The sequence below is a fragment of the Humitalea rosea genome (assembly GCF_003253705.1).
GTDB lineage: Bacteria > Pseudomonadota > Alphaproteobacteria > Acetobacterales > Acetobacteraceae > Humitalea > Humitalea rosea.
In genome coordinates this window covers 152,583-172,152 of the sequence record NZ_QKYU01000006.1, presented here as the reverse complement: position 1 = coordinate 172,152, position 19,570 = coordinate 152,583, and the positions used below count along the sequence as shown (strand labels likewise).

Here is a 19,570-nt window from a genome sequence, read left to right as displayed (position 1 = left end):
CTCCGCCTCCCAGATCGGCGCGCTTTCGGCGAGCAGCCTCTCGGCCCTCGATGCCACCCAGGCCGGCGCGCTCACCGAGACCCAGATCAAGGGCGTGACCACCACACAGATCAAGGGCCTCTCGGAGACCGATGTCGCCGAGCTCTCCGCCACACAAATCGGCGCGCTCAACGCCTCCCAGGTCGGCGCCCTCTCGGCCGAGGCTGTGGATAGCTTCACGACCACTACCATCGGCGCCCTCAGTGCCACCCAGATCACCGGGCTGACGACCACGCAGATCGACTACCTCTCCACCACCAATATCTCCGCCCTGTCCGACACCCAGCTTGCCGGCTTCAACCAGACGCAGGTCGGCAGCATGTCGGATGAGCAGATCAACGCTTTCCTGCACCTCTGATCTGCACCCCATCATCCGCGAGGACAAAATGTCCGACCACATGCATCTCGCCTTCGGGCCGCTGCCCGACCTCGTGGCCACCGCCAGCCAACTCGTCGCCGCCGGACGGCAGCACGACGCCGAGCCCCTCTACCGCCAGTGGATCGAGGCCAGCACTGGACATCCGCAACTCTACCTCGCCTGTTTCAACCACGCCTGCTTGCTGGGGGAGATGGGGCAGAACACCGACGCTGCCGCAGCCCTGACCCGGGCACTCGCGCTCAACCCGGATTTTCTTCCCGCCCGCATCAACCTCGGCGGGCTGCTGGAACGCGGTGGCGCGGTCGAACGCGCCCTTGAACAATGGCGCGATGTGGCGCAGCGCATGGTGGCCGTCACCGGCCCGGCCATCACCTACAAGACGACCGCCCTGCGCCAAATGGGGCGGGTGTTGGCGGCGCATCAAGATCTCGCGGCCGCCGAGGCGGTCTTGCGGCAATGCCTCGAACTCCGCCCCAACCAGCGCGACGTCATCGAGCAGATCCTCGCGCTCCGCCTGGCCCAGTGCCACCACCCGGTGCTCGCCCCCATTGAGGGCACCGATCGCCGCAGCCTGCTGCGCGGGATGAACCCGCTCTCCCTGCTCGCCTTCTCCGACGATCCGCTGCTGCAACTCGGCCTCGCGCATGATTACGCGCGCAGCCTGGCCAACGAACATGCCGACCTCGGCCGCCACGATCGCCGGGACGCACGGATCGACTTGCGGGGCAGGCGACTGCGGCTGGGCTACGTGTCATCCGACCTGCGCGACCACGCGATCGGTTCCCTGATGGCCGAGGTCTTCGAGCTGCATGATCGCGGCAAGGTCGAGGTCTTCGCCTATGATTGCGGCCCTCACTCCGACAGCGCGATGCAGCACCGAATCCGCACCGCGACCGAACATTGGGTGAATATTCGGCGCCTGGACGACGATGCCGCTGCCGCCCGGATTTCGGCGGACGGGATCGACATCCTGATAGATGTCAACGGCCACACCCGCGATGCCAGGACCGCGATCTTCGCCCGCAGGCCAGCACCGATCCAGGTCAACTGGCTCGGCTTTCCGGGCACGCTCGGCACGCCGTACCACCACTACATCATCGCCGACGACTGGATCATCCCTCCCGAGCACGAGATCTATTTCTCGGAAGCTGTGGTCCGGCTCCCCTGCTACCAGCCGAACGACCGCAAGCGGGCGATCGGCGCGATGCCGACCCGCCGCGACGCAGGGCTGCCGGAGGATGCCTTCGTCTTCTGCTGCTTCAACGGATCACAAAAGATCTCGCGTTTCACCATGGCGCGCTGGCTCGACATTCTGCGCCGCGCGCCTGGCAGCGTGCTCTGGCTCCTGGACTCTGGGGAGGACATGCGGCGCAACCTGAAGCGCCTTGCCACCGAACAAGGCATCGCGGCCGAACGCATCATCTTTGCACCGAAGCGCGCCAATTCCGACCATCTGGCGCGGTATCGGCTCGCCGATCTGTTCCTGGATTCGGCACCCTATGGCGCGCATACCACCGCCTCGGATGCGCTCTGGCTCGGCGTGCCGGTACTCACGCTCAGCGGCCGCAGCTTTGCCGCCCGCGTCTGCGGCAGCCTGGTTCGCGCTGCCGGATTGCCGGACCTGGTCTGCGATGCGCCCGAGGCCTTCATCGCCCGCGCCGTAGCGCTCGCCAAGGACCGGGATGGCATCTCCCAGCTTCGGCAGAGGCTGAGCGACAATCGTGAAAGCTGTGACCTGTTCAACATGGAACGACTTGTCGACGCCTTGGAGACGCGTCTTGCGGCCATGGTCGAACGCCACGAGGCTGGTGCAACGCCGCAACCCAATCTCCAGAACCTTGACGCCTATCTCGATATCGGCCTCGGACTGGACCACGAAGCCAAGGAATTGCAGGGCTGCGTCACCTATCACGACCTCTACCGCGACGGGCTGCGGCGCCGTGATCGCGTCCGGCCCATTGCGCAGGATGGTCGCCTGTGGACGGCGCCGGCAGCAAGGCGGCGTGTCCGTAAACACGCCGCCGTAAAACTACCGGGCTGATCGGGCGCTCAACCCGCCAGCCGCAGCCCCTGCAGGCCCCAGGCATTCGTCTGTCGGCGAAAATAGGCGATGGTGCGCTCCAGCCCATCCACCAGGCGGATTGTCGGCGACCAGTTCAGCAGGCTTCGCGCCATCGCGATATCCGGACGGCGTTGCCGCGGATCATCCTCCGGCAGCGGCAGATGCGTGAGCTCAGACCGCGACCCGGTCAGTTCGACCACCAGCCGCGCGAGATCCCGCATGGTGAACTCCTCGGGATTTCCGAGATTCACCGGCCCCGTCACATCGCCGGGTGTGGCCATCAGCCGCATCAAGCCATCGACGAGATCATCGACGTAGCAGAAGGAGCGTGTCTGCGCGCCGTCGCCATAAAGGGTGAGCGGCTTGCCCGACAGCGCCTGCACGATGAAGTTCGAGACGACGCGCCCATCATGCGGATGCATCCGCGGCCCATAGGTGTTGAAGATGCGCGCGACCTTGATCGCCACCTTGTGCTGCCGGTGATAGTCGAAGAACAGCGTCTCCGCGCAGCGCTTGCCTTCATCGTAGCAGGAGCGCGGGCCGATCGGGTTCACATTGCCCCAATAGGCCTCGGGCTGCGGATGCACCGCCGGATCGCCATAGACCTCGCTGGTCGAAGCCTGGAGGATCCGCGCCCCGGTCCGCTTCGCCAGGCCCAGCATGTTGATCGCGCCATAGACCGACACCTTGGTCGTGGCGACCGGATCATGCTGGTAGTGGATCGGTGAGGCGGGACAAGCGAGGTTGTAGATCGCATCGATCTCGACATGCAGCGGAAAGGTGACGTCATGGCGCATCACCTCGAACTGCGGATGCGGCAGCAGATGAGCGATGTTGTCATGCGATCCGGTGAAGAAATTATCCACACAGAGCACGTTGGCCCCCGCGTCGAGCAAGCGCTCGCAAAGGTGGGAGCCGATGAATCCGGCCCCGCCGGTCACCAGAACACGTTGACGCAGATGCTTCATGCTATCTTGCCCTTTTGGCAGAAGCCGGAACGCGCCGGCCCGCTGTCGCCCCACCGCCTGACCATGATTCTCATGTGCTCTTGGCGATGGTTAAATCGGCGCTTTCCTTCGCGGCCCTGGGCGCCATAGCCGCCAAACGCTCCGCGATCTCCTCAAGGCTCTCAACCGAGGATTTGATCTCCTGCGCGGCGCTGCGGGCCACGCGGGTGGCAAGGATCTCACTCCGCTCGGTCGCATTCTCAAGGCGCGCCTCCGTCTGCGCAACCAGGCGCAGGAGTTCCTCGCTACTGGCGGCAAGGCGGTTGGCGGCATCGATTGTCCCGGTGTTGGTCCTCATCAGGAGAGCGCTGCCGTCGTGCAGCAGGCTCGCGAAGACCGTGACGGTGGCACGCAACTTCCGCATGTCCTCGACCGAAGGCGTATCCGCCGGCAATGGATCGCGCCGCCGCGATCGCCCCAGCGCGAAACCCGCCAGCCCAGCCGCCAGCACGACAGCGCCCGTTAGCAGTAGCAGCACCAGATGATGCCCCGGTGGCGGCGACGGGGTAAAAGCGCCCCATTCGGACAGCGCCGCAGGGCGGGCCTCCTCCGCCGGAATGAGCGGGACAGCCCGGCCAGCACCGCCACCCGATGCCGCAACCGTCGGCATCTGCAGCAGCACGACGGCGAGGATGACAAACCACACCGGCCACCGGCTCGGCGCAGGGCGCTTACCCGGACGCATCGGTCTGCTTGCCAGTTTTTGGCGGAGGCGATCAACCATTCAAGAAGGGTGCGGCACGACACCTTACCAAATGCTTGCTGGTTCAACGTTAAGCTGATCTTCAGGTCGCGGTCGCAGGCTGCCATCGTGAGACGAGGATGCGGCCAGAATGGTCACGACAGGATACGAGCAGGCGCTGGGTCACCTATTGGCGCGGCCGGGGCCGGTTGCGGTGCTGGAAATTGGCGCCGGCCCGCCGCGCCCGCCATCTCCGGGACTCCCTGCCGGTCGGCTCCAGGGCCTGATCCTGGAAGCAACGCGGGAGGGTCTGTCGGTGGCGCGGCAGGACATGGCGGCTCAGCCGGACCTCACCTGCCTGCACCGAACCATTGCGGCCACCGAAGGCGAGCGCCAGCTCTGGCGCTTCCCGCCACGGCTGCTCGCGGCTGGCCACCTGCCTCGCCCGATTGGGGAGATGCTGGTCAGTGACCGCGCGGTGCTGGTCGCGGCGGCACGCCGGCTTTGCGGCGAAGGACCGGATGTGCTCTCCGGGCTGATCGAAGCCGTGGCGGTGCCGGCCGGCCCGATGGAACCGCTGCTCTACCGCCAGGATCTGGCGCGGATCGACCTGTTGCGCCTCCGCGGGGCACCGGCTTTGGAGGCGTTGGATCGTCTCAACCCCGAAATCATCGTCCTGGAAGCGATGGAGCCCGAGGCAATGGCCCTGGCGGCGCCCCTGCTCATCCGCGCCGGCTATCGGCTGGACACGGTGGCGCATGGCGCCATCGGCCACCGCCAAGGCCCGCAGCGTCCCGGGGCGGCCGAACTGCGCCCCCTGGCGGAGATGGCGGAACGGATGCTGCGCGGCGCCTGCGCGGAGGACGGTCTGCTGCTGCTGCGGCATCTGGTCGCCCTGGACCCCAGTGACGACACCTGCCGGCGCCGCCTGGTCGAGGCCGCGACGCAGGCCGGGCATCTGCTCGAAGCCCTGTCCCATGTGCCGCGCGGCGAGGCCCTGCCCCGCCCCCTCCTGGATGCCGTCGTCGCCAGCTTCAACGCGGCGCGCGTGGCGGGTCGCCTCGACGAGGCAGAACGCTACGCCGCCGCCTTGGCCGCGGCGCGTCCGGGCAATGCGGCGGTGCTGGATCTTGCCCTCAGCTGCAACCTCGCCCTGGGCCAGCGTGGCCGAGCCCTGCGCTTTGCCCGTGAACTGGTAACAGTGGCGCCGGATCATCTGCCGGCCCAGGCGGCGTTGCTGGAGCAGCACGTCGCCCGGGGGGACCGGGCGGGCGAGCTGGCAAGCCGTCTCCGCCTCGCGCTCACCGCCACCGGAGCGCTGCACCCGCTGCGCCGGCTGCATGAGATCCACAAATCCCTCAGCCTGATCCTGCAAACACCGATGACGCCCGCCGATCGCCGATCCCTCGGCACTCTCGTCGACGCCGCGCGCGCCACCGATACCGAGGCCCTGCCGGCCGAGTTGCGGCATTGGGCGCGGCATTACCGGCTGCTCTCGCTTGCGGCTGAGCCCGCGCTGTTGGCGCAGGACTCGCCGCCGCCGCTCTCACGCCCCGGGTTCTGCGACGCCAAGGGGAAGCGGGTGGCCCTGGCCCATATCCGGCGCCGCCCGGCGGTGCGAACTGCGGAGATCGTCTTCCTGGTGGCGGCCGATGCGGCCTATGTCCGGCTCTATGGCCGCGCCTATGTCGCCTCCGTCCTGCGGCATTGCGATGTGCCCTGCGTGGTGGTCCTGCACGTCATTGGCGGCGGGGCCGGGATGCCGGAACTGGGGCTGGACGATCCGCGCATCCTGTTCAGCGCCGATGGGTTCGAGGCCGGCAAGGTCGCCTGCATCGGCCATGACAGCGACGGGCCGCGCGCGATCCCGGTCGCGCATCTCCAATCCATTCGCTTCACCTTGGGCGCGGAGATTCTCGCAGCCCTCGGGCGGCCGGTCATCATCTCCGATATCGACCTGCTGTTGCAGAGCGGCCTGCGCGACATGCTGGAGCAGCACGCCGGCGCGGATGTGGTGCTGAACCGCAATGCGGGGAGCGACAGCTTCGGCAGCCATCTGACCGCCAACCTCGCGATGATCGCACCGACCCCGGCCGGGGCCGCCTTCCTGGGCGATCTGCGGCGCTATCTGGAGCGGGCGCTGGCGGGCCCGCATGTCACGCGCTGGATCGACCAGTGTGGCTTGCAGATGTGCTGGCAGGCGCATCTGGCGTCGGCCACAACCCGCTTCGGCTGGTTCGACACCGCATCGGACATCAACAATGTGATGTACCGCAGCTATGCGCCGAACCCGTTCCGCTTCCTCTCGCTCTACCACGGCTTCGACATGGCGAGCCTGCCCGAGGCGATGCGTGGCTGATCAGACCGTCAGCAGCTTGCGTACCGCGGCCTCATCCAGCGCATCGGTCTTGCCGGCCAGGGCGACCTCGCCCCGCACCATCACCGTGATGGTATCCGCCAGGTCGCGGGCGAATTCGAAATATTGCTCGACCAGCACCACGGCGAAGCCGCGGTCGCGGGCCAGGTATTGGATGACCTTGCCGATGTCCTTGATGACATTGGGCTGGATGCCTTCGGTCGGCTCATCCAGGATCAGCAGCCGCGGCCGCGCGGTCAGCGCGCGGGCAATTGCAAGCTGCTGCTGCTGCCCGCCCGAAAGATCGCCGCCACGGCGCCGCAGGAAATCGCGCAGGATCGGGAACAGGTCGAAGACCTCGCCCGGCACCTTGCTGCCGCGCGGAGCGGCGGCCAGCGCCGTTTCGAGGTTTTCCTGCACGGTCAGGAAGGGGAAGATCTCCCGCCCCTGCGGCACGTAGCCGATGCCGCGCCGCGCCCGTTCGGAGGGTGCCAGGGTGCTGATATCCGCCCCCTCCCAGCTGATGCCGCCGCCGCCGATCCGCTCCAGCCCCATGATCGAGCGCAGCAGCGAGGATTTGCCGACGCCGTTGCGCCCCAGAACCGCGGCGACCTTGCCCGGCTCGACGCTGAGCGAGACCCCACGCAAGCAGCGGCTGGCGCCGTAGGAGAGGTCGATGGCGCGGACATCCAGCATGGTTCAGCGCCCCAGATAGACTTCGATCACGCGCTGATCATTCTGCACATGGTCGATGGAGCCTTCGGACAGGACCGAGCCTTCATGCAGCACGGTCACCCGATGGCCGAGGGCGCGGACGAATTCGAGATCATGCTCGACCACGACGACGCTGCGGGCGCCGGCGATGCCGCGCAACAGGGTGGCGGTCAGCTCGGTCTCATGGTCGGTCATGCCGGCCACGGGCTCGTCCACCAGCAACAGCTGCGGGTCCTGCATCAGCAGCATGCCGATCTCCAGCCATTGCCGCTGCCCGTGGGAAAGCAGCCCGGCGCGGTCGCGCGCGCGTTCGGTCAGGCCGATCTCGGCCAGGGTGCGCTCGATGGCGGTGCGGGCCTCGCCGTTCAGACGCCAGCGCAGGCAGGGGATGGGGCCGCGCGGGGCCTTGAGCGCAAGTTCAAGGTTCTCGAACACCGTCAGCGCGTCGAAGACCGTGGGCTTCTGGAACTTGCGCCCGATGCCGAGCATCGCGATCGAGGCCTCGTCCATCCGCGTCAGGTCGCTCTCGCCGAAGCGGACCGTGCCCTTGGTCGGGCGGGTCTTGCCGGTGATGACATCCATCATGGTGGTCTTGCCGGCGCCATTCGGGCCGATGATCGCCCGCAGTTCGCCCGGTTCGACCACCAGGGACAGGTTGTTCAGCGCCTGGAAGCCGTCGAACACGACCGAGACGCCGTCGAGATAGAGGGAGTTCCCGCTCATTTTCCGCCTCCACGCCGCAGCAGGCCGATCAACCCGCGCGGCAGCAGCAGCGGCACCGCGATGAACAGGCAGCCGAGCACGATCAGCCAGAGATCGGGGGCGAAGGAGGTCAGCCAGGTCTTGATGGCATTGACCGAGAAGGCGCCAAGGATGGCGCCGACGAGAGTCCCGCGGCCGCCGAAGGCGACCCAGACCACGGCCTCGATCGAGTTGCCCGGGCTGAATTCACCCGGGTTGATGATGCCGACCTGTGGCACGTAAAGCGCCCCGGCCACCCCCGCCAGCATCGCCGACAGCACAAAGACGAACAGCTTATGCTGCGTCACGTCATAGCCCAGGAAGCGCACCCGGCTTTCGGCATCGCGGATCGCCGTCAGCACCCGGCCGAATTTGGTCCGCGTCAGCGCCGCGCACATCAGATAGGCCAGCACCAGCACGACCAGTGAGGCATAGAACAGCACCGAGCGCGTCGCCGGCGTGTTCAGCGGCATCCCGAGCAATTCCTTGAAATCCGTGAAGCCGTTATTGCCGCCGAAGCCCATGTCGTTGCGGAAGAAGGCCAGCATCAGCGCATAGGTCAGCGCCTGGGTGATGATCGACAGATACACGCCGGTGATGCGGCTGCGGAAGGCAAGGTAGCCCACCACCAGCGCCAGCAACCCCGGCACCACCAGTGCCATCGCAAAGGCGAAGATGAACCAGTCGAAGCCGAGCCAATACCAGGGCAGCTCGGTATAGCCGAGGAAGACCATGAAATCCGGCAGGATCGGATGGCCATAGACCCCGCGCGGCCCGATCAACCGCATCAGATGCATGCCGATCGCGTAGCCGCCAAGGGCGAAGAACGCCCCGTGTCCGAGCGAGAGGATCCCCGCATAGCCCCAGGCCAGATCCAGCGCCAAGGCCAGGATCGCGTAGCAGATCCATTTCCCGCAAATGCTGACGATGAAGTCCGAGACATGGAACGGGCTGGCATCGGGCAGCAGGTTCAGGATCGGGATCAGCGCCAGCAGGACAACGCAGGCCAGGAGGACAAGACGACGCGTCATTGATCCGCCGCCCGGCCCTTGAGCGCGAAGAGGCCTTTGGGCCGGCGCTGGATGAAGATCATGATCGCGACCAGCACCGCCACCTTGGCCAGCACCACCCCGGCATAGGGTTCCAGCAGCTTGTTGAAGATGCCGAGGCTGAAGGCCCCGATCAGCGTGCCCATCAGGCTGCCGACGCCGCCGAAGACCACGACCATGAAGCTGTCGATGATGTAGCCGGTGCCGAGGTTGGGCGAGACATTGTCGATCTGCGACAGCGCCACCCCCGCCAGCCCGGCAATGCCCGAGCCGAAGGCGAAGGTCATCGCATCGACCCGCCCGGTGCGGATGCCCATGGTCGCCGCGATCCGGCGGTTCTGCACCACCGCCCGCATTTCCAGCCCGAAGCGCGTCAGCCGGATCGCGGCCAGCGTCGCCAGCAGCACGAACAAGGCGAACAGGATGATCCAGGCGCGGTTCTGAGTGATGGTGATCTCACCCGGCAGCACCAGGGTGCCCTGCATCCAGGGCGGGCTGATGACTTCCCGGTTCTGCGCGCCGAAGGTGAGTCGCACGACCTGCTGCAACACCATGCCGACGCCGAAGGTCAGCAGCAGCGTCTCCAGCGGCCGGCCATAGAGGAAGCGGATCAGCCCCCGCTCCATCGCCGCCCCGATCAGCGCCGTCACCATGAAGGCCGCCGGTACCGCCAAAGGCAGCGACCAGGGCGATAGCCAGGGGATGTCGCGGCAGAGTTCCTGCACCACGAAGGTCGTATAGGCGCCGAGCATAACGAATTCGCCATGCGCCATGTTGATGATGCCCATGACGCCAAAGGTCACGGCCAGGCCCAGTGCCGCCAGCATCAGCACCGAGCCGAGCGAGAGGCCCTGGAATGCCGTCTCGGCCGCGCGGCGCAGGGCCAGGCGCTGGTCGATGCTGGCGATCGCCGTGTCGATATCGGTGGCGAGGTCCGGGGTCGCGATGCGTTCCTGCAGCAGCAGCGCGCGCGCCTCGGGCGAGGTCGAGCGGCCAAGGGCCAGGATCCCGATGCGCTTGCTGGCCGGATCGGCCGCGGCAAGCCGCGCGCCGCCGAGGGCCAGCGCCAGCCGGTCGCGGATGCGCGCATCGGTCTCGCGGCCAAGGGCGGCTTCAAGAATGGGAATGTCGTCGGCGCTGCGGTTGCGCAGGATCGCCTCGGCCGCGCGCAGCCGTTCTTCGGGGTCGGGGGAGCCGAGTTGCAACCGGCCCAGCGCGCCGCGCAGGGCGCCGCGCACGCGGTTGTTGATGCGGATGACGTCGGAGCCCGGCGGCGGCTGCCCGGGGCTGACGATCACGGTGCCATCGGGCCCGCGCAGCAGGCGCGTATCGCCCAGCGCGCGCAGGAGCGGCAAGGCGCGTGGGTCGCCCAGCGCACCCAGGCGCTCCACCGTCTCGGCCTGTTGGGCGAAGCCGCCGGTCAGGCCCGGCAGCAGTTCGGAAAAGGCGTCCTGCGCATGGGCCTGGGGCGCCATGAGCAGGAACAGGAGCATCAGCAGACGCAGCATGAGGGGGGTCACGGGGGCTTTCGCCCCCGCTCCTTGCGCGTCGATCAGGGACGCCGCCGGTTGGCGTTCTCGGGAATGAACGGCGACCAGTTTTCCGCGGGGATGGCGGTCGGCGTCTTGCTGATGATGTTGAACTGGCCGTCGGCCTGGATCTCACCGATCATCACCGGCTTGGACAAGTGATGGTTGGCGTGCATCTCCTCGGTGTAGCCGCAAGGTGAATTCACCTTCTGGCCGATCATCGCGATGCGGACCGGGTCCACCGCGGTGGTGCCGGCCTGGGCCACGGCCTGGGCCCACATCTTGAAGCCGGTCAGCGTGGCTTCCATCGGGTCGTTGGTCACGCGGCGCGGGTTCTTGATATAGGCGCGCCACATCGCCAGGAACTCGGTGTTGGCGGGCGACTGCACCGACATGAAGTAATTCCAGGCGGCGAGATGGCCAACCAGCGGACGGGTATCGATACCGGCCAGTTCTTCCTCGCCGACCGAGAAGGCGACGCAGGGGATGTCCTCGGCCTTGATGCCCTGGTTGCCCAGTTCCCGGTAGAACGGGACGTTGGCGTCGCCATTGATGGTCGAGACGATCGCGGTCTTCTTGCCCTGGCTGGCAAAGGTCTTCACGCGGGAGACGATGCCCTGCCAGTCGCTGTGGCCGAAGGGGGTGTATTCTTCGATGATATCGGCGTCCGCGATGCCCTTGCTGTTCAGATAGCCGCGCAGGATGCGGTTCGTGGTGCGCGGGTAGACGTAATCGGTGCCGAGCAGCGCGATGCGCTTGGCGCCGCCGCCATCGGCCGACATCAGGTATTCGACGGCCGGGATCGCCTGCTGGTTCGGCGCGGCGCCGGTATAGAAAATGTTCTTGCTCTCTTCCTCGCCCTCGTACTGCACCGGGTAGAACAGCAGCCCGTTCAGCTCCTCGAACACCGGCAGCACGGATTTGCGCGAGACGCTGGTCCAGCAGCCGAAGGTCACATCGACCTTGGACACCGCCAGCAATTCACGCGCCTTCTCGGCGAAGAGCGGCCAGTTGGAGGCGGGATCGACCACGACGGCCTCAAGCCGGCGGCCGAGGATGCCGCCACGCGCGTTCTGCCATTCGATCATCATCAGCACGGTATCGCGCAGCGCCGTCTCGCTGATCGCCATGGTGCCGGAGAGGGAGTGGAGCACGCCAACCTTGATCGGCGTCGCCTGCGCGAAGGCGGGGCGGATCGCCGGGGCCGCCAAAGCGGCGCCGAGGCCGGCAAGGGCAGTACGGCGCGTGAGCGGAGGCAGCTTGTTGATCATTCTTGGGCCCTTCTTTCAGACGTGTTGTGGCAAGGCGTGCTCAGGGATGGATCGTCACGGCTTTGCGAGGCCTGTGCCAAGCGCCTGATTGGCCCGCCTGGGGCATGTCACGACAACGACTGCCCGATTTCGATGCACTTCCCTATCGCACCGCACAAGAAATGATCGCAAGTGTCTGGCCTATCCACGCCGCTGCATCGTGGCATTCTGCACGGGTGCTTCCCTCCCCCGCCCGACACCAACGCGCCGATGGCGGCGTCCTGGCCCGCTTCACCGCCGCCCCACGCGGTGCCGCCCCGGCAAGCCTGTACCAGACCGCCCCCCTGCGGCTGCTGCTGCCCGATCCCGAGCCGGATGAGGTGACCACGGCGGCGCTGCTCAACACCGGCGGCGGCCTGGCGGGCGGCGATGCGGTGCGGATCGGGCTGGATCTGGCGGCTGGTGCGCGGCTGACGGTCGCGACCGCGGCCGCGGAGAAGATCTACCGCAGCCTCGGGCCACCGACGCGGATCGCCGTGGAGCTGACCCTTGAGCCCGGCGCCGCGCTGGAGTGGATCCCGCAGGAGACGATCCTGTTCGACGGCGCCAGCCTCGCCCGCGCCACCACCCTGCGCCTGGCGCCCGGCTCGCGGCTGCTGGCCGCCGAGACGCTGGTCTTCGGCCGCGCCGCACGGAAGGAAACCGTGACCACGCTGAATCTGCACGATGCCTGGCGGCTGCATCTGGGGGACCGGCTCATCTGGGCCGATGCGCTGCGCCTGCGCGATGGCGCGGCGCTGGCGGATCGCTTCCGCTTCGGGGCCGCCGGGGCGCTGGCGACGCTGCTCTGCGTCGGGCCGGACCCGCTGGCGCTGCTGGCGGTGTTGCGCGGCGCCCTGGCGGGCCCGGCCCGCGCCGATGCGACCCAGCCGGCACCCGGCGTGCTGCTGGCGCGCATCCTGGGCGATGCGACGGCGGTGCGCGCAACGGTCGCGGCCGCCATCCTGGCGGTGCGCGCCCCTTTGCTCGGCCTGCCGTCGCGGCTGCCTAGGCTGTGGACGACCTGACGCGCATCGGGCCATGATGCCGCCATGCATCTCACCCCCCGCGAAAAGGACAAGCTGCTGATCGCGATGGCCGCGCAGGTTGCGCGGCGTCGGCTCGATCGTGGCCTGCGCCTGAACCACCCCGAGGCCGTGGCCTTGATCAGCGATTTCGTGGTCGAGGGCGCGCGCGACGGCCGCAGCGTCGCCGAGCTGATGCGCGACGGCGGCACCGTGCTGACCGCAGACCAGGTGATGGAGGGCATCCCCGAGATGATCCCGGACATCCAGGTGGAGGCGACCTTCCCCGACGGGACCAAGCTCGTCACCGTGCATCGGCCGATCCGATGATCCCGGGCGAGATCTTCCCCGGCCCCGGCGATGTCGAACTCAATGCCGGCAGCCCGGTCACGGAGCTGACCGTCGCCAATACCGGCGACCGCCCGGTGCAGGTCGGCAGCCATTACCATTTCTTCGAGACCAACCCGGGCCTGGAATTCGACCGCGCCGCCGCCCGCGGCAAGCGGCTGGACATCGCCGCCGGCACCGCCGTGCGCTTCGAGCCAGGGCAGACGCGGGTCGTGAAGCTCGTGCCCTTCGCCGGGGACCGGATCATCCACGGGTTCCGCGGCGAGACGGAGGGCAGGCTCTGATGCGTATTTCCCGCCACGCCTATGCCGGCATGTATGGCCCGACCACGGGCGACCGCGTGCGCCTCGCCGATACCAACCTGATCATCGAGGTCGAGCGCGACCTGACGATCTACGGCGAGGAAGTGAAGTTCGGCGGCGGCAAGGTGATCCGCGACGGCATGGGCCAGTCCCAGCGCTCGCGCGAACAGGGCGCCATGGACACCGTCATCACCAATGCGCTGATCCTGGATGCCGGCGGCATCATCAAGGCGGATGTGGGACTCAAGGACGGGCGCATCGCCATCATCGGCAAGGCGGGCAATCCCGACACCCAGCCGGGCGTCACCATCATCATCGGCCCGGGCACCGAGATCATCGCCGGCGAGGGCAAGATCCTGACCGCCGGCGGCATTGATCCGCATATCCATTTCATCTGCCCGCAGCAGATCGAGGAGGCGCTGGCCTCCGGCATCACCACCATGTTCGGCGGCGGCACCGGCCCCGCGCATGGCACGCTGGCGACCACCGCCACACCTGGGCCCTGGCACATGGCGCGGATGCTCCAGGCGGCCGAATCCTTCCCCATGAACCTTGGGTTCCTGGGCAAGGGCAATGCGGCGCTGCCGGCAGCGCTGGAGGAGCAGATCCTCGGCGGCGCCTGCGGGCTGAAGCTGCACGAGGATTGGGGCACCACGCCCAAGGCCATCGACACCTGCCTCTCGGTCGCCGATGCCTTCGATGTGCAGGTCGCGATCCATACCGACACGCTGAATGAATCGGGCTTCGTCGAGGACACGATCAAGGCCATCGCCGGCCGCACCATCCAGGCCTTCCATACCGAAGGCGCGGGCGGCGGCCATGCGCCGGATATCCTGACCGTCACCGGCCTGCCCAACGTGCTGCCGAGCAGCACCAACCCGACCATGCCCTATACGGTGAACACCGCCGACGAGCATCTGGACATGCTCATGGTCTGCCATCACCTCGATTCGCGCATCCCCGAGGATGTCGCCTTCGCCGAATCCCGCATCCGGCGCGAGACGATCGCCGCCGAGGATATCCTGCACGACCTTGGCGCCATCAGCATGATGTCCTCCGACAGCCAGGCGATGGGCCGCGTCGGCGAGGTCATCATCCGCACCTGGCAGACCGCGGACAAGATGAAGCAGCAGCGCGGGCGCCTCGCGGAGGAGACCGGCGACAACGACAACATCCGCGTCCGCCGCTACATCGCCAAATACACCATCAACCCCGCGATCGCGCAGGGCATCGCCGCCCATGTCGGCAGCGTGGCACCGGGCAAGCTCGCCGACCTGGTGCTTTGGGCGCCGGCCTTCTTCGGCGTGAAGCCGGAGATGATCCTCAAATGCGGCACCATCGCCATGGCGCCGATGGGCGATCCCAATGCCTCGATCCCGACGCCACAGCCGGTGCATTACCGGCCGATGTTCGGCGCCTATGGCAAGTCGATGGTGGCGTCCTCGGTGACCTTCGTCTCCGCCGCCTCGCTGGCCAACGGGATCGGCGGCCGGATCGGCCTCTCCCGCACCTTGCTGCCCGTGCAGAACACCCGGAGCGGCATCGGCAAGAAGGACATGGTGCTGAACAGCGCCACGCCGAAAATCGAGGTGAACGCCGAGACCTATGAGGTCCGCGCCGATGGCGAGTTGCTGATCTGCGAACCGGCAAAGATCCTGCCCATGGCCCAGAGGTATTTCCTGTTCTGATGCTGCGCGCCACCACCATCCTGCCGGCCGGGTCCTGGACCATCGATGCCGCCCGCGACACCGTCACCCTGACCTTCGACGACCGGTTCCGGCGCCGCAAGGCCTATACGGCGGAGGCCGGTCTCGCCTTCCTGCTGGACCTGCCCGAGGCGACGGTGCTGCGCGATGGTGACGCGCTGCGCCTCGACGACGGCAGCCTGGTTGCCGTGCGCGCGGCGCCAGAGCCGCTGATCGAGGTCACGGCGGGCGAGGCGATCGGCCTTGCGCGCCTCGCCTGGCACCTCGGCAACCGGCATCTGCCGGCCGAGATCGATGGCGCCCGCATCCTGATCCGCCATGACCATGTCATCGAGATCATGCTGCGCGGCCTGGGTGCCGGGGTGCGTGAGGTGATGGCCCCCTTCAACCCCGAAGGCGGCGCCTATGGCGAGCACAACCGCGCCGCCAGCCACCCGCATGCGCATCACCACGACGACCACGAGCACCCGCATGACCACGGCGATGGCCACACCCATCACCACTGAGGCCGATCTCGGACGGCTGCTGGCCTGGACCTCCCCGGCCTATCCCATCGGCGGCTTCTCCTACAGCCACGGCATCGAGATGGCGGTGGAGGTGGGCGCGCTGCGCAACCGCGCCGATCTGGTCGCCTATATCGCGGCGGTGCTGGCGGATGGCGCCGCGGCGGTGGATGGGCCATTGCTGGCCGCCGCATGGCGCGCCGCGCAAGCCGGCGATGCCGAGGCATTGGACGCGGTGGCGGTCCTTGCCGCCGCCTTCCGCGGCACCGCCGAAACCGCGCTGGAAAGCCTGCAACAGGGCGATTCCTTCGCCCGCATCACGCAAAGCGCCTGGCCGGATGCGGGATTCGCGGCGTTCGTCGCGCGGCATCCCGGGCGCCTCGCCCATGCCGTGGCCTTCGGCGCGGCGGCGGGGTTTTGCGCGCTGCCGCTGCGCGCCGCCTGCTACGCCTATCTGTCGGGCTTCGTCGCCAATCTGGTCTCGGCCGGGGTGCGGCTGGTGCCGCTCGGGCAGACCGATGGGCAGATCGCCACGGCCGCGCTGATCGCCGATGTCGCCCGCGCCACCGACATGGCGCTGACCACCGCCCTGGAGGAGATCGGCAGCGCCGCGCCGATGCTCGACCTCTTCTCCATGGCCCATGAAACCCAGTACACGAGGCTGTTCCGATCATGAGCAATGGACCTTTCCGCGTCGGCGTCGGCGGCCCCGTCGGTTCCGGCAAGACGGCGCTGCTCGACCGGCTGTGCAAGCATCTGCGCGACGACCACGACATCGCCGCGATCACCAACGACATCTACACGCGCGAGGATGCCGAATTCCTGACCCGATCCGGTGCGCTGTCGCCCGACCGGATCATGGGCGTCGAGACCGGTGGCTGCCCGCATACCGCGATCCGCGAGGATGCCTCGATCAACCTCGCCGCTGTCGCCGAAATGTCGGGGCGGTTCCCCAACCTTGAAGTCCTGTTCATCGAAAGCGGCGGCGACAACCTCGCCGCGACCTTCAGCCCGGAGCTTGCGGATCTGACGATCTACGTCATCGACGTCTCGGCCGGCGACAAGATCCCGCGCAAGGGCGGACCGGGGATCACACGCTCGGATCTGCTGGTCATCAACAAGATCGATCTGGCGCCGCTGGTCGGTGCCGACCTCGGGGTGATGGATCGCGATGCGCGTAAGATGCGGGGCACGCGGCCTTTCATCTTCACCAACCTCAAGATCAACCAGGGTGTCACCGAGATCGCCGATTTCGTGTTGGCGCAAGGCGGCATCGCACGGTGACCAACCCCTTCCGACGCCCCCTGCTGCCGGGCGTCGATCATGTCTCACTGGCGGCGGCGCAGGCCGAGGGGATCGCGGATTTCACCGGCCTGCCGGCCAGCCTGCGTATCCTCGCTGAGGATGCCCTGCGCCATGGCGAGCTTGACGCTGCCGCCGCCATTGCCGCGCGCTCGGCCACGGCCACGGTGCGGTTTTGCCCGGCGCGCATCCTGATGCAGGACAGTTCCGGCGTGCCGGTGCTGGCCGATCTCGCCGCGCTGCGTGACGCGGCCGCCGATCCCGCCTCGGTCGAGCCCGCCATCCCGGTCGATCTTGTGGTCGATCACTCGGTGGAGGTGGACCGCCACGGCACGCCGGATGCCGCCGAGGCCAACCTCGCCATCGAGTTCCGGCGCAACGCCGAACGCTACCGCTTCCTGCGCTGGGCCGAGGGCGCCTTCCGCCAGCTGCGCGTGGTGCCGCCCGGCGTCGGCATCTGCCACCAGGTGAACCTCGAAACCCTGGCGCAGGGCGTGGTGCTGCGCGACGGGCTGGCCTTCCCCGACACCATGCTCGGCACCGACAGCCACAGCACCATGGTCAATGCGCTCGGCGTGTTCGGCTGGGGCGTGGGCGGGATCGAGGCGCTGGCGGCGATGCTTGGCCGTGCCGTGACCTTGCGGGTGCCGCGCGTGCTGGGCCTGCGCCTCTCCGGCCGCCTCGGCGCGGTGGTGACGGCGACCGATCTTGCCCTGACCCTCACCGAGACGCTGCGTCGCCACGGCGTGGTCGGGAAGATCGTGGAATTCGACGGGCCGGGGCTGGACGCGCTCAGCCTCGCCGACCGCGCGACGATCGCGAATATGGCGCCGGAATACGGCGCGACCATGGGGTTCTTCCCGGTGGACGACGAGACCTTGCGCTATCTGCGCCTGACCGGCCGCCCCGCCGCGCAGGTCGCGCTGGTCGAGGCCTATGCCAAGGCGCAGGGGCTCTGGCGCGCGGATGACACGCGCCAGTTCGACGAGACGCTGGGTTTCGATCTCGGCAGCGTGGAAGCCTGCATGGCAGGCCCGTCCCGCCCGACCGAGCGGCGCCGCCTGTCGGAGGTGCCGGCGAGCCTGCCGGCCCCGCGCACGCCGCCCGAGGGCGCGGGGCTGCGCGACGGCGATGTGGTCCTGGCCGCGATCACCAGCTGCACCAATACCGCCAACCCCGCCGCCATGCTGCGCGCCGGGTTGTTGGCCCGCGCGGCGCGGCGGCGTGGGCTGGTGGCAAAGCCCTGGGTGAAGGCCTCGCTGTCGCCAGGGTCGCGCGTCGTCACCGATTATCTGGCCGAGGCAGGGTTGCTGGACGATCTCGCCACGCTCGGGTTTGCGCTGGCCGGGCATGGCTGCATGAGCTGCATGGGGAATTCCGGCCCGCTCGATCCCGCCATCGAGCAGGAGATCCGCGCCGGAGAGCTGAACGTTGCCGCCGTGCTCTCGGGCAATCGCAATTTCGAGGGGCGGGTGCATCCGCTCTGCCGCCTCGCCTATCTCGCCTCGCCGCCGCTGGTCGTCGCCTACGCACTGGCCGGCACGCTGCGCCTGGATCTGACGCGCGAACCGCTCGGGCATGACGCCAAGGGCCGCCCGGTCATGCTGTCGGAGCTATGGCCCGACGACGCCACCTTGGCGGAGGCGGAGCGCGGCTTGCGCCCCGCGCTCTACCAGGCCCGCGCCGCCGACACCTTCACCGGCCCGCCCGCCTGGCAGCGCCTGGCGGCACCGGTGGGCGCCCGCTTCCCTTGGGACCCCGCAAGCACCTTCCTGCGTCCGCCGCCCTTCGCCACCGGCCCGGTCGCGGCACCGCAGCTTCTGGCCGAGGTGACCGGGGCGCGAATCCTGGCCCTGCTCGGCGATGATGTGACGACGGACCACATCTCCCCCGTCTCGCGCATTCCGCCGGAATCCGAGGCCGCCGCCTTCCTGCTCGCGCAGGGAACGCCCGCGGGGGATCTGCAATCCTACAGTGCGCGCCGCGTGAACCATGCGGTGATGGCGCGCGGCAGCTTCGCCAATATCCGGCTGCGCAACCGGCTGGTGCCGGGGCGTGAGGGCGGCTTCACCCGAAGCCTGCCGGGCGGGGAGACGACCACCATCCATGCGGCCGCCTCCGGCTATGCCGCGGCCGGGGTGCCGATGGTGATCGTGGCCGGGCGCAACTACGGGGCCGGCTCCGCGCGCGACTGGGCGGCGAAGGGCACGCGCATCCTGGGCGTGCGTGCGGTGATCGCCGAAAGCTTCGAGCGCATCCACCGCGCCAACCTCGTCGCCATGGGGGTGCTGCCGCTCGCCTTCCCCCCCGGGGTGAACCAGGAGACGCTCGGGCTGACGGGGGATGAGGTGGTGGACCTCTCCGGCCTGCCCGGGGCGCTGCATCCGGGTGGCACAGTGCGGGCGCGGTTCCGGGATGATGCGCGCTGCCTGGAGGTGGCGCTGCTCTGCCGGATCGAGACGGCGGAGGAAGCCGAGGATCTGCGCCGCGGCGGCATCCTGCCGCGCATCGCCGCTTGAGCATCGGCGCCCTCCGGC

General features: G+C 68.4%; 18 protein-coding genes. 11 read left to right on the top strand and 7 right to left on the bottom strand.

Going from position 1 to position 19,570, the window contains the following annotated elements; genetic code table 11:
* Both C8P66_RS23760 and C8P66_RS07090 read left to right on the top strand, forming a co-directional pair.
* Positions 1-397: hypothetical protein (locus C8P66_RS23760; protein WP_456303636.1), on the top strand; the 397-nt coding region annotated here is incomplete at its 5' end.
* A 28-nt stretch (positions 398-425) separates the two neighbouring features.
* Entirely contained in the window at positions 426-2,459 is a 2,034-nt protein-coding gene (locus tag C8P66_RS07090; RefSeq protein WP_111397536.1) for an O-linked N-acetylglucosamine transferase, SPINDLY family protein, read from the top strand.
* An 8-nt stretch (positions 2,460-2,467) separates the two neighbouring features.
* Here the strand turns inward: C8P66_RS07090 and C8P66_RS07085 are convergent, their stop codons facing one another.
* Together C8P66_RS07085 and C8P66_RS07080 are read right to left on the bottom strand one after the other, a co-directional pair.
* Complete coding sequence (locus C8P66_RS07085; protein WP_111397535.1) at positions 2,468-3,448, bottom strand: UDP-glucuronic acid decarboxylase family protein; 981 nt, start codon at positions 3,446-3,448, stop codon at positions 2,468-2,470.
* Positions 3,449-3,518: 70 nt separating this feature from the next.
* On the bottom strand, positions 3,519-4,211 hold the full coding sequence (locus C8P66_RS07080) for a hypothetical protein (RefSeq protein ID WP_146422746.1): 693 nt from the start codon (positions 4,209-4,211) through the stop codon (positions 3,519-3,521).
* A 109-nt stretch (positions 4,212-4,320) separates the two neighbouring features.
* On the opposite strand from C8P66_RS07080, the gene C8P66_RS07075 reads away from it, so the two are divergent.
* Positions 4,321-6,528 carry a hypothetical protein gene (locus C8P66_RS07075; RefSeq protein WP_146422744.1) on the top strand — a complete coding sequence of 736 codons (2,208 nt, stop codon included), beginning with the start codon at positions 4,321-4,323 and terminating at the stop codon, positions 6,526-6,528.
* On the opposite strand, the gene urtE is transcribed toward C8P66_RS07075, so the two are convergent.
* The 5 genes from urtE to urtA are packed head-to-tail and all read right to left on the bottom strand — an operon-like array spanning position 6,529 to position 11,829.
* Complete coding sequence (urtE, locus tag C8P66_RS07070; RefSeq protein ID WP_111397532.1) at positions 6,529-7,221, bottom strand: urea ABC transporter ATP-binding subunit UrtE; 693 nt, start codon at positions 7,219-7,221, stop codon at positions 6,529-6,531.
* Positions 7,222-7,224: 3 nt separating this feature from the next.
* Positions 7,225-7,962, bottom strand: coding sequence for an urea ABC transporter ATP-binding protein UrtD (urtD, locus tag C8P66_RS07065; RefSeq protein ID WP_111397531.1), 738 nt, complete (start codon positions 7,960-7,962; stop codon positions 7,225-7,227).
* Positions 7,959-9,011, bottom strand: a complete 1,053-nt coding sequence (gene urtC, locus C8P66_RS07060) for an urea ABC transporter permease subunit UrtC (RefSeq protein WP_111397530.1) — start codon at positions 9,009-9,011, stop codon at positions 7,959-7,961. The genes urtD and urtC overlap by 4 nt, the downstream gene beginning before the upstream one ends.
* Entirely contained in the window at positions 9,008-10,549 is a 1,542-nt protein-coding gene (gene urtB, locus C8P66_RS07055; protein ID WP_245903282.1) for an urea ABC transporter permease subunit UrtB, read from the bottom strand. Before urtB ends, urtC begins: the two co-directional genes overlap by 4 nt.
* Before the next feature lie 32 nt (positions 10,550-10,581).
* Positions 10,582-11,829 carry an urea ABC transporter substrate-binding protein gene (urtA, locus tag C8P66_RS07050; protein ID WP_111397528.1) on the bottom strand — a complete coding sequence of 416 codons (1,248 nt, stop codon included), beginning with the start codon at positions 11,827-11,829 and terminating at the stop codon, positions 10,582-10,584.
* Positions 11,830-12,044: 215 nt separating this feature from the next.
* On the opposite strand from urtA, the gene C8P66_RS07045 reads away from it, so the two are divergent.
* Genes C8P66_RS07045 through acnA form a run of 8 tightly spaced genes read left to right on the top strand, consistent with a single transcriptional unit; the run spans position 12,045 to position 19,552 of the window.
* A complete protein-coding gene (locus C8P66_RS07045; protein WP_158537135.1) occupies positions 12,045-12,875 on the top strand; it encodes an urease accessory protein UreD in 831 nt (276 codons plus the stop codon).
* 24 nt (positions 12,876-12,899) lie between these two features.
* Positions 12,900-13,202 (top strand): urease subunit gamma, encoded by a 303-nt coding sequence (locus tag C8P66_RS07040; RefSeq protein ID WP_111397526.1) that lies wholly within the window; start codon positions 12,900-12,902, stop codon positions 13,200-13,202.
* Positions 13,199-13,504 carry an urease subunit beta gene (locus C8P66_RS07035; protein WP_111397525.1) on the top strand — a complete coding sequence of 102 codons (306 nt, stop codon included), beginning with the start codon at positions 13,199-13,201 and terminating at the stop codon, positions 13,502-13,504. Before C8P66_RS07040 ends, C8P66_RS07035 begins: the two co-directional genes overlap by 4 nt.
* The gene (gene ureC, locus C8P66_RS07030) at positions 13,501-15,210 is read left to right on the top strand and encodes an urease subunit alpha (protein ID WP_111397524.1); all 1,710 of its coding nucleotides are present in this window, start codon (positions 13,501-13,503) and stop codon (positions 15,208-15,210) included. The genes C8P66_RS07035 and ureC overlap by 4 nt, the downstream gene beginning before the upstream one ends.
* Positions 15,210-15,734 (top strand): urease accessory protein UreE, encoded by a 525-nt coding sequence (ureE, locus tag C8P66_RS07025; RefSeq protein ID WP_111397523.1) that lies wholly within the window; start codon positions 15,210-15,212, stop codon positions 15,732-15,734. The genes ureC and ureE overlap by 1 nt, the downstream gene beginning before the upstream one ends.
* Positions 15,667-16,407 (top strand): urease accessory protein UreF, encoded by a 741-nt coding sequence (locus C8P66_RS07020; protein WP_111397522.1) that lies wholly within the window; start codon positions 15,667-15,669, stop codon positions 16,405-16,407. The genes ureE and C8P66_RS07020 overlap by 68 nt, the downstream gene beginning before the upstream one ends.
* Positions 16,404-17,015 carry an urease accessory protein UreG gene (gene ureG / locus C8P66_RS07015; protein WP_111397521.1) on the top strand — a complete coding sequence of 204 codons (612 nt, stop codon included), beginning with the start codon at positions 16,404-16,406 and terminating at the stop codon, positions 17,013-17,015. Before C8P66_RS07020 ends, ureG begins: the two co-directional genes overlap by 4 nt.
* The gene (gene acnA / locus C8P66_RS07010; RefSeq protein WP_111397520.1) at positions 17,012-19,552 is read left to right on the top strand and encodes an aconitate hydratase AcnA; all 2,541 of its coding nucleotides are present in this window, start codon (positions 17,012-17,014) and stop codon (positions 19,550-19,552) included. The genes ureG and acnA overlap by 4 nt, the downstream gene beginning before the upstream one ends.
* Positions 19,553-19,570: the final 18 nt, after the last annotated feature.